General features: G+C 64.5%; 7 protein-coding genes. 5 read left to right on the forward strand and 2 right to left on the reverse strand.

The genetic code is table 11. The annotated features are described in order from the left end of the window. Positions 1 to 5: 5 nt before the first annotated feature. The 5 genes from ASC91_RS03720 (at position 6) to ASC91_RS03740 (ending at position 7,145) form a co-directional block, all read left to right on the forward strand. Positions 6 to 992, forward strand: coding sequence for a cation diffusion facilitator family transporter (locus ASC91_RS03720; protein WP_056192267.1), 987 nt, complete (start codon positions 6 to 8; stop codon positions 990 to 992). A 27-nt stretch (positions 993 to 1,019) separates the two neighbouring features. Continuing rightward, positions 1,020 to 1,403: a hypothetical protein gene (locus tag ASC91_RS03725; RefSeq protein ID WP_056192270.1), complete on the forward strand. Its 384-nt coding sequence runs from the start codon at positions 1,020 to 1,022 to the stop codon at positions 1,401 to 1,403. Positions 1,404 to 1,480: 77 nt separating this feature from the next. Then, positions 1,481 to 2,713, forward strand: a complete 1,233-nt coding sequence (locus tag ASC91_RS03730; RefSeq protein ID WP_056192273.1) for a TolC family protein — start codon at positions 1,481 to 1,483, stop codon at positions 2,711 to 2,713. Continuing rightward, a complete protein-coding gene (locus ASC91_RS03735; RefSeq protein ID WP_082532388.1) occupies positions 2,710 to 3,972 on the forward strand; it encodes an efflux RND transporter periplasmic adaptor subunit in 1,263 nt (420 codons plus the stop codon). Before ASC91_RS03730 ends, ASC91_RS03735 begins: the two co-directional genes overlap by 4 nt. Further along, positions 3,969 to 7,145 (forward strand): efflux RND transporter permease subunit, encoded by a 3,177-nt coding sequence (locus tag ASC91_RS03740; RefSeq protein ID WP_056192276.1) that lies wholly within the window; start codon positions 3,969 to 3,971, stop codon positions 7,143 to 7,145. Before ASC91_RS03735 ends, ASC91_RS03740 begins: the two co-directional genes overlap by 4 nt. 352 nt (positions 7,146 to 7,497) lie before the next feature. On the opposite strand, the gene ASC91_RS03745 is transcribed toward ASC91_RS03740, so the two are convergent. After that, positions 7,498 to 8,868: a hypothetical protein gene (locus ASC91_RS03745; RefSeq protein ID WP_157281099.1), complete on the reverse strand. Its 1,371-nt coding sequence runs from the start codon at positions 8,866 to 8,868 to the stop codon at positions 7,498 to 7,500. After that, positions 8,865 to 13,574 carry an AAA domain-containing protein gene (locus ASC91_RS03750; protein WP_082532389.1) on the reverse strand — a complete coding sequence of 1,570 codons (4,710 nt, stop codon included), beginning with the start codon at positions 13,572 to 13,574 and terminating at the stop codon, positions 8,865 to 8,867. The genes ASC91_RS03745 and ASC91_RS03750 overlap by 4 nt, the downstream gene beginning before the upstream one ends. Between the last annotated feature and the right edge of the window lie 579 nt (positions 13,575 to 14,153).

Raw genomic sequence — 14,153 nt, forward strand, 5'->3', positions numbered from 1 at the left:
CGAAGATGTCGCACGACCACGCTCGCGGGTCAGCAGGCCACGACCACACAGCGGGCGCGAACCAGCGCTCGCTGAAGATTGCCTTCGGGCTTACGACGGTGTTCCTGTTCGTCGAGTTGGTCGGCGGCATCGTGTCTCAGAGCCTCGCGCTCATCTCCGACGCAGCGCACATGTTCACGGACGTCGCGGCGCTGGCCATCGCGCTTGCGGCCATCCGAATAGCCACGCGGCCGGCCGATGCCCAAAGGACCTTCGGCTACCACCGCTTCGAAATCCTGGCCGCTGCGTTCAACGCCATGCTGCTATTCGGCGTGGCGGTCTACATCCTCTACGAGGCCTACCTGCGCATCAAGGCACCGCCAGAAATCCAGTCGACAGCGATGCTCGTCATCGCAGTCGTCGGCCTGCTGGTCAACCTTGTCAGCATGCGCGTCCTTCAGGGCGGCCAGGAGTCGAGCCTGAACGTGAAGGGTGCCTATCTCGAGGTGTGGGCCGACATGATTGGCTCGGTCGGCGTCATCGTCGGCGCCGTCATCCTGAAGTTCACAGGCTGGGCCTGGGTCGACTCAGCGGTCGCCATCCTCATCGGCCTGTGGGTCGTGCCCCGGACCTGGACGTTGCTCAAGTCGAGCATCAACATCCTGTTGGAAGGGGTGCCCGAAAACGTCGACATGGTCGAGCTGAAGAAGCTCCTGCTGGCAGTGCCTGGCGTCAAAAGCCTGCACGACCTGCACGTCTGGGCGGTGACGAGCGGCAAGAGCACGCTTACGGTCCACCTTGTGACGGAGCCGGAGGTGAACGCCGAGAAGCAAGTCCTGCCCGAGGTGCGCAGGCGCTTGGCGGAGACATTTGGCATCCACCACATCACCGTGCAGTGCGAGCTGGTGCCTTGTGGTCAAACTGATGAGGAGGACCATTTCAAGAGCGCTACGGCCGCGCTTGCCGAGGAGCATGACGAGAAGGGCCATTCACATCCCGACCCTGCCGCCTAAATATGTGGCGCTAAACTTTGCGTGCCCATGCTCCGCCGCTCCACCCGTCGCCTGACCACCGCGTTCTTCGTGGTGCTGTCGCTGCTGTTCTCACAGCTGGCGCTGGCAAGCTATGTCTGCCCACAACAGGCAGACCCAGCGGCGATGGCTGCAATGATGGCGGCCGGAGTGCCCTGCGAAGGCATGGACCAGGACCAACCTGGGCTGTGCGCAGAGCACTCCTCTAGTGCTGCGCAGTCCTTCGAGGCCGTCAAGGTCCCGACGGTGTCGCTGCCGATGTTGGTCCAGGTGCTGGAACTGCCGCTGGTTCTCGACCCTGTCGAGGCCACGACCGTCCCCGCTGCGGCCACGACCGAGGCTCAGCCGCCTCCGGACCCACTCTTCCTTTCCACGCTCAGACTCCGAGTCTGACCTCCTCCGTCGACTGACTGGCGCCGGCGCGGCATGTCCGCATGCCGGCAAACGTTTCGTTTGTCGTCGGAGTTCCCATGCTCACCCCTCACTGGCGCGCGGCCCTGTTGGCTGCTGCCTTGCTGCCCGGCCTAGCTCCGGCAGCTCCTCTCTCGCTTGAACGGGCGCTCGAGCTTGCTGTCCAGCGCTCGGCGACCACGCGCGGCGCGCAAGCCGGCGCATTTAGCGCCGCGGAAGCTGCCCGCGTTGCCGGACGGCTTCCCGATCCGGTGCTCTCCGCAGGCATCGACAACCTCCCGGTCACCGGCCGCGACCGGCTCAGCACCACGGCCGACAGCATGACGATGAAGCGCATCGGCATCAGCCAGGAATGGTTGTCTGCGGAAAAGCGCACCGCCCAGCGGGCTGCGGCCCAGGCCGCGGTCGACCGAGAGGCGGCCATGGTTTTCATCGCGGGCGCCGAAACCCGCCTGCAAGCTGCACTGGCCTACGTCGACACGTTCTACGCGGCCGAGGCTCTCGCGCTTGCTGATCTGATGGCGCACCACAGCCACGAAGAGCTTGAGGCCGCCAAGGCCAAGCTCGCGACGGCGGCAGGCAGTGGTCCGGAAGTCCTGGCCTTGACCAGCGCGCGCGGGATCGCTGAAGACGAGGTGGCCGAGGCTCGACAAGCTCAACGCCAGGCCGACCTGCAGTTGCAGCGTTGGATCGGTCCCGTTGCCAATGGTGTTGAACCTCCGGTCTTCGCGGCGGTGTCCGACGAAGCCGCCTTCGTCGCTAGCCATCCGGCGGTGATTTCCGCGCAGAGCGACGTGGAGCTGACCCGCCAGGACGCAAGCGTCGCGCAGACGAACCGGCAGCCCAACTGGACTTGGGGCGTGTCTTACGGCCAGCGCACGGGCTACTCAGACATGGTCTCGGTGGGCGTCAGCATCCCGATCCCCATCGCGCCTTCCCACCGGCAAGACCGCGAGACCGCCGCAAAGTTCGCCCTGGTCGACAGGGCAGAAGCCGGCCTGGCTGAAGCACAGCGCATCGCTTCCACCGAGTACAGAAGCCTGGACGCCGACGCCGAGCGCCTAGCGGAACGGATAGCGCGCTACCGCGTGTCCGTCCTGGAGCCCGCCGGCCAGCGCACGGCCGCAGCGATGGCGGGCTATCGCTCCAACCAGACCCCGCTGCTGGCGCTCTTCGAGGCGCGCCATGCCGAGGTCGTCGCCCAGCGCAAGTTGCTGTCGCTCCAGCGCGAGCTGGCCCGGACTCGGGCCCAGCTCGCCTTCAAGCCTGTCACCGAAGGAGGCGCACGATGAAGCGCGCTCACACCTTGACCCTGTTGGCCATCGCTATGGCGGCCCTGCTCGCGGGCTCGTTCTTCGCCGGCCGGCTCACTGCCGGCGGCGCCGCCGCCGAGCCACCTGCGCCGGAGCGCAAGGCGCTGTATTGGCACGATCCAATGGTCCCGGGCCCCCGCTTCGACAAGCCGGGCAAGTCACCCTTCATGGACATGCAACTCGTGCCTGTTTACGCAGATGAGGCAGGCGACGCTGGCGTAAAGATCAGCTCGGCCGTCCAGCAGAACCTGGGCATCCGCACGGCTATGGTGACGCGAGCTGACACCGCGTCCAGCTTCGATGCCGTTGGCGCCGTGCAGTTCAACGAGCGGCTGGAGGTTGCCGTGCAGACCCGCGTTGTCGGCTATGTCGAGAAGCTGCTGGTTCGCGCGCCGATGGAGCGGGTTCACAAGGGCCAGGCGCTTGCAACGATCTTCGCGCCCGAGTGGTTAGGCCCGCAGAACGAACTGCTGGCGCTCAAGCGCGCGGGCGTGGCGCCCGAACTCGTCGCTGCCGCCCGTGACCGACTGAGAGCGATGTCCATCCCGGAGGCCCTCGTGCGCCAGAGCGAGGACGCCGGCGTCGCGCAGGCTCGCTTCACATTGAGCGCGCCGGCCGGTGGCGTCATCTCGGAACTCGGCGTGCGCGAAGGTGCCGCCGTCAGCCCCGGCACGACGCTGTTCCGGATCTCGGGCTTGGAGAAGGTCTGGGCCATCGTCGAAGTGCCCGAGGCACAGGTAGCACTTCTCAAGCCTGGCCAGAAGGTGACAGCGGCGCTACAGGCCGACGCGACGCAAACCTTCGCAGGCACGCTGTCCGAAATCCTGCCCCAGGTCAACGCGAGCAGCCGCACGCTGCAGGCTCGCTTCGAGGTGGACAACCGCACCGGCCGGCTGACGCCAGGCATGCTGCTTCGGCTGCAGGTGGCCGGCCCCGCCGTGTCCCGACTGGTGGTGCCGGCCGAAGCCGTGATCCGCACCGGCACGCGCGCCGTCGTCATCGTGCGCAAGGGTGACGGCACCTTCGAGCCCCGCGACGTCAAGCTGGGCGCCGAGCTGGGCGAGCAGTTCGAGGTCCTTGAAGGGTTGACCGAGGGCGATCAAGTTGTTGCCAGTGGGCAGTTCCTGGTCGATTCGGAGGCCCGGCTGCGTTCGGTACTGGGTGGCATGTCGCCTGCGTCAGGCGCTTCGGCGCCGGGTCGTGAGATGTCTATGCAGAAGGCTGGGAGCGTCCCATGATCGCCGCCCTGATCCGTTGGTCGGTGGGCAACCGTTTCCTGGTACTGATTGCCACCGCCTTCTTGGTCGCGACGGGCCTCTGGTCGGCGCTGCACACGCCGGTCGATGCGCTGCCGGACCTGTCCGACACCCAGGTCATCGTGCGCACCACCTACCCGGGCAAGCCACCCCAGGTGGTCGAGGACCTCGTCACCTACCCGCTGACGACGACCATGCTCAGCGTGCCCGGTGCCAAGACCGTGCGCGGCTATTCCTTCTTCGGCGACTCCTTCGTCTACATCCTCTTCGACGACAAGACCGATCCCTACTGGGCGCGCTCGCGGGTGGTCGAGTACCTCAACCAGGTGCAGGGCAAGCTGCCTGCGGGCGCCACGGCGGCCCTCGGCCCCGATGCGACCGGCGTCGGCTGGGTCTACGAGTACGCGCTGGTGGACCGCACCGGCAAGAACGACCTGGGCCAGTTGCGCGCGCTGAACGACTGGTTCCTGAAATTCGAGCTGAAGACGGTGCCCGATGTGGCCGAAGTGGCCAGCGTGGGCGGCATGGTCAGGCAGTACCAGGTCGTGCTCGACCCGGATCGCATGCGGGCCCAAGGCGTCACGCATGCGATGGTCGTCGAGGCGCTGGGCAAGGCCAATCAGGCCTCGGGCGGCTCCGTCGTCGAGATGGCCGAGACCGAGTACATGGTGCGCTCGCGCGGCTTCCTGAACTCGCTCGACGATTTCCGAACCATCCCGCTGAAGGTGGTCGGGGCAACGCCGGTGCTGCTGCGCGATGTCGCTTTTGTCCAGGTCGGCCCCGAGATGCGCCGCGGCGTGGCCGAGCTGGACGGCCAGGGCGAGGTGGCGGGCGGCATCGTGGTGATGCGCTCGGGCAAGAACGCGCGCACGGTCATTGCGGCCGTGAAGGCCAGGCTGGACGCGCTCAAGCCCAGCCTGCCTGCTGGCGTGGAGGTGGTTGAGACCTATGACCGCTCCAAGCTCATCGATCGCGCCGTGGACAACCTACGCGAGAAGCTCATCGAAGAGTTCATCGTCGTGGCCCTCGTCTGCGGGGTGTTCCTGTTCCACCTGCGCTCGGCGCTGGTGGCCGTCGTGACGCTGCCCGTGGGTGTGCTGACGGCCTTCATCGTGATGCACTGGCAGGGCGTCAGCGCCAACATCCTCAGCCTGGGCGGCGTGGCCATTGCGCTTGGCGCCATGGTGGACGCCAGCGTCGTGCTGGTGGAGGCGGCGCACAAGCATGTCGAGCATTTCGAGGAGGCGCACGACCGCCAGCCTGGCGACGCCGAGCGCTGGGCGCTGATGGCCAAGGCGGCAGTGGAGGTCGGGCCGGCGCTGTTCTTCTCGCTGCTGGTCATCACCCTGTCCTTTCTGCCTGTCTTCACGCTGGAGGCGCAGGAGGGGCGGCTGTTCTCGCCGCTGGCCTTCACCAAGACCTATGCGATGGCAGCGGCGGCTGGCCTGTCGGTCACGCTGGTGCCGGTGCTGATGGGCTATCTGATCCGTGGGCGCATTCCCAAGGAAACTGCCAACCCCATCAACCGCGGCCTCATCGCCATCTACCGGCCGGCGCTGGAAGCCGTGCTGCGCTTCCCGAAGGCCACGTTGGGCATCGCTGCGCTGGTGCTGGCAGTCACGGCGGTGCCCGTGCTGCGGCTGGGCGGTGAGTTCATGCCGCCGCTGGACGAGGGCGATCTGCTCTACATGCCGTCAGCGCTGCCGGGCATCTCGGTGTCCAAGGCGGCCGAGCTGCTGCAACAGACAGACAGGCTCATCAAGACTGTGCCCGAGGTCGAGCGCGTGTTCGGCAAGGCAGGCCGCGCCGACACGGCCACCGACCCGGCGCCGCTGGAGATGTTCGAGACGACGATCCAGTTCAAGCCCCGCGAGCAATGGCGACCCGGCATGACGCCGGACAAGCTGGTGGAGGAGCTGGACCGCGTCGTCAGGGTACCGGGCCTGTCCAACGTGTGGGTGCCGCCCATCCGCAACCGCATCGACATGCTGGCCACCGGAATCAAGAGCCCCGTGGGCGTCAAGGTTGCCGGCGCCGACCTGGCCACCATCGATCGGCTCACCACGCGCATCGAGGCCGTGGTGAAGGCGGTGCCGGGCGTGTCGTCCGCGCTCGCCGAGCGGCTCACCGGCGGGCGCTACATCGATGTCGACGTGGACCGCCTCGCCGCCGCCCGCTACGGCCTGGCCGTGGCGGACGTGCAGGCCATCGTGTCCTCGGCCATCGGCGGGGACAACGTGGGCGAGGTCATCCAGGGCCGCGAGCGCTTCCCCGTCAACCTGCGCTACCCGCGCGAGTTGCGCGACTCGCTGGAGGGGCTGCGCCGGCTGCCCTTCGTGACACCGGCCGGCGCGACGGTTCTGCTGCAGGACGTGGCCCGGGTCCATGTGGAAGACGGGCCACCCATGGTGCGCAGCGAGAACGCCCGACTGTCGGGTTGGGTCTATGTCGACGTACGCGGCCGCGATCTGCGCTCCGTCGTGCGAGACATGCAGCAAGCCGTGGCGGCGCAGGTTGCCATGCCGGCCGGCTACGCGGTGTCATGGTCGGGCCAGTTCGAGTACCTGGAGCGCGCGACCGAGAGGCTCAAGCTCGTTGTGCCGCTGACGCTGGTGGTCATCTTCGTGCTGCTGTACCTGCTGTTCCGCTCGGCCGGTGATGCGCTGCTGGTCATGGCGGCGGTGCCGTTCTCGCTGGTGGGCGGCTTCTGGTTGATCTGGGCGCTGGGGCATGCGATCTCGGTGGCAACGGCGGTGGGATTCATCGCGCTGTCGGGCGTCGCAGCCGAGTTCGGCGTAGTGATGCTGGTCTACCTGAAGCACGCCCACGAGCAGCGCTTGGCGGCCGGTGCAGAGGACGACGAACGGACCCTGGTGGCGGCCATCCGCGAGGGGGCGGTGCAGCGCGTGCGGCCTAAGGCCATGACGGTCGCCGTCATCATGGCGGGCCTGCTGCCGGTGCTGTTCGGCCATGGCACCGGCTCAGAGGTCATGACGCGCATCGCCGCACCGATGGTGGGGGGCATGGTCAGCGCGCCGCTGCTGAGCATGTTCGTCATCCCGGCGGCTTGGTATCTGCTGCATCGGCGACGCCTGCGTCAGCCAGCAGCTTCGCCAAAGGTGCGGGTTCAGGCCCTCGTCGGAACCAGAGGTTGAAGCAAGGTCAAGACTTCGGATTCGCCCTGCGGAAGGGGCCGGGCGCTGCGCGCCCGGCTGGCTGTGGAAAACGAGGTGCGTTGTCGTTCGAGCATGTGTGTGGTCTGCCCCGCGGTCGAGTGACCGGTCCCGAGGGTGAAGCCGCCTGTCGCCACCGGCGATGCTTAATGACCGGTGCTGGCGGTTGCCGCCGTCCAGAAACTGAAGCGCGAATGTCTCAGAGCAGCCCATTTCTGTAGCTCGGTGAGTTTCGGCTTTGGGCACGAAGCCGCCGCCGAATCGCTGACCACGGTCGGGAATGTGCCCAAAGCCGAAATTGATCGGGTGGCAGCAGGAGGCTAGCTCCCGCCGTTCATCGACCGGCTTGCGGCCACAAGCGAGTTCCTTCGCGGATTAGCTCATCAAGGCCGCTTTGCTCGGCGATGCGGCGAACTCGGGCCTCGTTGTTGGTTGCGTACCCGATTGGCACGCACACAGACGCACTCAGCGCGACCATCACCGAAACCACGGCAACCCGTTCGCCAATGATGATTACCTCAAGGGCTGTTGGCACCTTCTTTGTCGGCGCTCGGACGCCCATGTCGAAGACTCGCGCAAACGTCTTTGACAGCGTGTCTGTCACCGAGGCTGGCGAGATCACTACGGACGAAAGCGTCCCTCTTTTGGCTCGCGCTCTGATGACGCCGCGCAGTACTTCAAGGGTCGCAGGAACGTCCTCCGTTGCGCCCCAAAGCGAACCTCCGGGTCTCAGCCACCAAGTCTGCCAGCGATGATCCCCGCTGAAGTCCAGCGGCGCATCCTCCAGCAGTTCGGCAATGGCTCTTCGGTTGCGTTCGACGTAGGGGTAGCCTACCAGCGGCACGGTGTCGGCCGAGCCGCCATTCATTTCCTGCTGAAACCAGCCCGCCAGGTCGAAGTGCCCCTCGGACCGGAACCACTGTAACCAGTCGCGGTGGTTGAACATGCGAGCGAACTCGTTGAACGAAGCCTGGCTCGGGTTGACGTGGTCCAGCTTACGTAGCTCAGCGGACATTGCCTCTGTGAGCTGTTTTCCCCGGCCCTTCGAGTCGGCCCCGCGCAGATTTAGCTGTGACTCAAGCCTGGGCGGGCCTTGCAAAGTCAGCCGCTCGCTGCCACCAATCTGGACAAAGCTGTAGCGGCCGGCGTGTACGTCGAGGATGGAGTAAAGGCTCCACTGGTCCGCCTTTTGATCGTTGCGCGCGATGCGCAAGTAGTCCCGGAAGTTGTCGTGGAAGGCAGCGCGGGCCTCTGCCTCGTCCATCTGCTGACGCAGCGGCAGCGGAATTAGGTGTTGGACGTTTCGCAGTCCACGACCGCTCACCATGTGCTTGGTCACCAGGTCAAACCAGACGTCTGCGTTCAACGGCTCCGCAACCGTGATAGTCGGCGCGTCTTCGCTCGACGTTCGGAACATCTCCTTGGCCGATGGGTGCAAGCTGAGGTTGTCGCCATCCACCAGGACCAAGCTGCGCGACTGAAGGTCAGAGATGGCGATGCCCAGGTCCCGCCCTTCAAAGCCGAAAAATCGCGCCAGCCTGTCCGCTGAGATGGACTTCACCACGAGAAGGGTTCTTAGGATGAACTCGTCCACCATGGGCAGCCTACGTTCCTTGGTCCTCTCGGCAGCGATGACGAACTGACGGCAAGGAAGGTTGAACCCGAACGTGTTCGTCTCGAAGGTGTTGTTCTCGTCCATGCTCATGCGACCTCCGACGCCTTGAGGAGCTTGGCGTGGCTCGGGTTGCTCTTCATGTGCTCAAAGACCCTGCGCATGGGTGACTTCGGACCAACCCGACGAGCCCACATGTCCGCATCGCCGACAACGATGAGTCGCTCCTGCGCACGCGAAACAGCCACATTGCAGCGGTTCGGGATTCCCACGTGTCCTGGTGACCCTTTCGGATTGCTGCGCACCAGGGAGAGGATGACGATGGCGTTCTCCTTGCCCTGGTAGGAGTCGACCGTGTCGATGCGCACCAGGCGTTTGAACTTCGGATCGAACGGACGGCGCGACCACGCCAGCTCAATCTGACGCTTCTGCCCGGCATACATGCAGATGACACCAATCGGTGTCTCATCGTCAAGCTTCGACAGGGCGGTGACCAAAGCTTTGTCCGCCGCCAGCTTCTCAAGCACCGCTATGACCGCGTCGACTTCGCTGCGGTTGTGGACGGTAGTCTCACCCTCCGGACGGTATTCGGAGTTCATGTGCTCGTTGCCGGCATCGATCCAGACGAGCGGCTTGGACAACCAAGGCATCCCGAAGTCGGTCGGCTGCAGCACCGACTTTCGCGCCTCTGAGGTCACTAGCCGGATGCCGCTCTCCTCGTAGAAGCACTCCGAGACCAAGTCGCAGATAGCGCCGTCCATCCGGTATTGCTCAGTCAGCCGCACGCCGATGGACTGGCCGTAAGTCGACGTGAAGGCGCGCTCGAAGTCGCTGCGAGCCAGCTCCTCGAACGACACGTCCGGCTCAACCTCTTTGAGGTCGCTGAGCATCTGGTCGTCCATCATGGGCAGCAGTTGCAGATGGTCGCCCACCAGAAGGACACGCTTGGCCATTTGGATGGGCACCGCCAACTCGCCGGGCGTGCACCTGGCAGCCTCGTCAACGATGACCCAGTCGAACACCTGTGTCTCGATCTTGATGCGCGTCTGCCCGACACCGACGCAGGTCGCCGAGACGACGCTGCGTGTCTTGGCCAGGAACTCTTCAAAGTTCCGCCCCGGTGACCCAAGCGAAGCCAGCCAGTCATTGGTGAGCTTCAACGCACGCTGGGCCGAACTCGCATCCGCCGGAGAGACATTCGGGTACTTCAGGTGCAAGGCATAGAGCAGCTGGTCATAGGCCTGAAGCGGGGACGCGCCGTCCGTTTCCTGTCCTGCTACGGCCCTGAACGCGGCCTTAAAAGCATCCTGGACCCGGACGCGTTGCACGCGGTTGCGCTCGCGATCAGCGGCCAGTTGTCCCTCATCCTCATCCAGGGCCTCCTGCACAGTGCTCAAGCGACGCGCGAGGGTTCCGACCTGCTTGTCCAAGTCGAACAGCTCAGACGCAAACGTCCGGTCCACGCCCAGCGCCTTGGTGAGCTGGCCAAACCGGTTCTTGGCGGCGGCATCGAACTTGACCCGGTAGCTCTCCCGCAATTCAGACGTGTGAAAGGGACGGATGCGGTCGGTGATGCCCTTGGAGCCGATACGCAGGAGGCTCGGCCGCGTCTCACCGCGTTCCTTGTGAAGGCGCAGCAGTGACTCGATCGCGTTGTTGACGGCCTCATGCGACTGGCTGGCAATGAGGACGCGCTGGCCCCCGCCCTTGGAGATGAGCCAGTGCACGAAGGACGCGATGAATCTCGTCTTGCCGGTGCCAGGGGGTCCCTGAAGCAAACCGACCGGTCCAGCCGACAACAGATGACGGAATGCATGCTGCTGGCCAGCGTTAAGGCCGTAGGCACCAAGCTGTACGTCGTCGATGGTGAGGTCGAAAGGCTTCGGTAGGACACTCTTGTGCGGGTCGAAATACTCCACCAGGTCGCTAATAACCGAACGGCGTTCCAGGATGCGGCGGACCGCTCGTGAGCGCCGCTCCATCGAAGTCTGCTCCCGTCGCTCTGCCAGCCGCAGGCGGTCACCGTCCGAGATATTCCCACGCTCACACACGATGCCAATGGCGCTCGGGAGCGAGCTCGTGGACAGGTCGACGTAGCCGATCTTGCGGTTGCCGACAAAGACGTCGATGGAGTCTTCCTCGTCGAAGTCGAAGTCTCTTCCCAGGTTCTCGTAGGCAAGCACGAGGGTCTGGCCCTTTTGAGCCAGTATCTCTGTGACGGCAATCTCGACGCGAGACTCCTCTTCGATTTCGAGCAGCTTCGTCCAGTGCCAGGTCACCTCGAACTGCGTTGGAGGTGCTGACTGATCTTCCTCGGTAGGATGGACAGTGAATCGCTCATGGCTGCAAAGGTAGGCGTATAGCTCCTCGAAGCCGCCAATGCCGCCCTCCTGAACCGTCACCCTGATGGGGATGTCGCGATGCGCTGAGCGGGACTCGCGCTCGAGAGTCGCGAAGAAGGTCTGCCTGAAGTAGTAGCCCTGCAGCTCGATACCGGTGCCCTTCAGGACCAACTGAGCCTTTTCGGTCGTGAGATCGAAGGTGACGACACCCGCTTGGTCGAGGTAGCGCCGCACATACAGCTTGTCCACCTGGAGGAAACCGTGCGTGGGCCGCTCGGTCTTCAAATGGAACTCGATCACCTCGGCGGCCGTCAGCGCCTCCGCCGCCTGAGACACCTTGGCCAGCGCATACTGAAGCGATTCGATAACCGGCTTCCTCAGCTCGGCATCAAGCTCGGGCTGAAGCGACTGGGCCGCACCGCCTGGATCCAGCGCTAGCAACATCTGGGCGGCTTTTAAGGCGGCAAAGCGGTCGATTGCCGCCTGCGGCAGGAGCTCCCAGTTGTCAGGCAGCATCGAAGGCGTTCTTGTCGTCCCGTCGCCAACCGGTGAGATGTCAAACGGGTCGATGAGGCAGACGCTTCGCTCTTCGACGTTCACCAGCACGTTGGAAGGTGAGATGTCTCCATGCTCGCAGTTGCGCTCATGAAGGGCGATGACCGTGCGCAGCAGGTCAGCGGCGAGTTCCACCCCTGCGTTCTCAGGGAGCGGCTTGAGCTCTGCCAAAGGCGTTCCTTCGCTGCGTTCATACGCGACAAAGGCGCCCAGCGGGGAAAGGCCTCTCGCAATGAACCGCGGTAGCCCCTTGAGTGGCGCATCAATCAGTTGGTCAACGCTCAGCAGCAGCTTGAGGAGCGCGCAATCGCTTTGCGTGGAACGGCCGCGCAGCCACGACATCCAGACCTTGACCATGACGGTCTCGTCCCCTTTGACATGCGCGTAAACCTGCTTCTGGGTTGCTGACGCGACGACAGATGAGAGCGGCCATCGCACATACGGGACGTCAATGGTCTCAAATCGATCCAACAGAGTTGGATCGAACCCGTCAGCCGGCCCAGCCTCGACAACGACCGCAAACTCATCCATGAGCTCGGCAGCGCTCGCAAATCGCGATGACGGGTCGGCGGACAGTCCGCGCCGCACCCAGTCGCTCAAGTTCTTCAGCTCTGGCGGGAGCGCTGCAATGGTCGCCTCAATATCCGAGGCCTTTGGCACCTCGCCGGTGAGCACCTGGGCGGCCAGGTAAGTGCAGCTGTAGACGTCTCGCTGCCGACCGGTGCTGGGGCTGCCGCTGGCGTCTTCTGGCAGGAAGCCTGCGTAGCCCCGCAGGTCCTTCAGCCAATCCATCACCGTCGTCTTGTCCGGCAGCTGACAAGACATGAAGCCGGTCAGGGCCAGGTCGCTGTGTCCGCCCACCCAAATTGATCTAGCACCAAGGTCCCGATGCGTCACGTTGACCCGGTGCAGCTCCCCGACGATGCTGAGCAAGCCCATGACGATGGTTATGCGGTCCAACACGCTCAGCGCATCGGTATTGCGCACGATGTATTGGTCAAGCGGATACCAACCTGGCGCAATCTGGCGGACTTCGAAGTGCCCGGTCGAAACCTCGTCGTCCGGGGTGGCCACCTCCCGCAGCACGCGCTGGCGCACGATGAGCTCGCTCCCGACGTCCTGGAGGTAGGCGAACGCATTGGTCTCACGCATCGCCACGACCTTGCGCATCTCCGAGCTATTGAGTCCGACCGGCAGGTTGTTGAACGACCAGGTTCGCACCATTGCTTTCAGGCGCTTCTCGTCGCTTCGCTCGGCCAGATGGTCTCGCCAGACCTGCTTGGGGTGCACGAAGATGTCCTTCTCCGTGACCGTGTAGCCCGCCCAGTCTGACTCGAGCCGCTGGAAGAGCTGCGTGTTGTTGAATATTTTGTCGAACTCCGACTCGAGATTGCAGGCCTTGGTAAGCGAAACCTTGCCGCGCTGAACATACAGATGGCGCTTGCCTGGGTCCCCGATGGCGCAAGCCTCTGCCAGGGTCAGGCAGCGCCGCTGTTCTTGCGGATCGAGGTTCGCTGCATTGGCCGTGCCCGTGAAGACGACGCGCGAGTCAACATAGAAAGCGCCAGCGAGCGAACTCTGCCCTTGGATGACGGACTTCAGCTTCTTGGCCTTCTCGTCGACCAAGATGGCTGCCGATCGCTTGCGCGGCGCGCCGTTGAGGAACCAACGGTCGCCCTTGTGGGTCAGCTTGCCATTCCAGTCCTTGATTTCAAGGAGGAGGATGACGTCATCCATGACCACGACCGCATCAATCTCCATCGGAGTCTGATTGCGAGGAAAGCAGTTCAAAGAGACGTAAAGCAGCCAGTTCGAGGGGAATGCCTTGGATAAGGCGTCTATGCCCTTGACCTCGCGAGGCATGATGCCGGCGCTGTTGAGATATCTGACCTTGCAAGCCATCGCTCCTCCCTGATCTGACGCTCGCTCGATTGGCGAACTGCCTAGCAAGTGGATGTTAGGCCTAGCAATCGGCTTGACGCGTTAGATCTTGGCGACATAAAGCAGGGCCGGTCGGTCGAGTATTTGCACGGGGCGGCGAGCTCATGGTTCCGTTGAGGCGGACTGCCCCCAGGAGATCAGGTTGCTGACCGGTGGCCGACCGCTTTCGCTGCTCTGCCGCGCTTCGACGTCGATCTCGACCTTACGCTATGGGCACTTTGCTGCCGCACGATGGACGAATTGAGGGGCAGCACCCAGCCTGAAGCAGTCAGCATCTCTGCACGCGGCGCTGGACCGAGTGGTCAAGTCGCCGGACACGCTGCCCTGCACGACACCTCCGGACGGGGTGCTCATCAGGCGCCGGATTCCGTGCTCAGAAGACGCTGGATCTGGTGCTCAGGTCGCGTCGGAATATGCAACAAGTATGAAGCGCCTGGTGCCAATGCCCGCATGCTGACCGGCAGCCCCACGTTCGGGACCCCGGACGCGAGGACAGCGAGGTGGTGGGCCACCAACCTGCCAACTTGGCAGGCTCTACGG

This window comes from Pelomonas sp. Root1237, assembly GCF_001425055.1.
GTDB lineage: Bacteria > Pseudomonadota > Gammaproteobacteria > Burkholderiales > Burkholderiaceae_C > Pelomonas.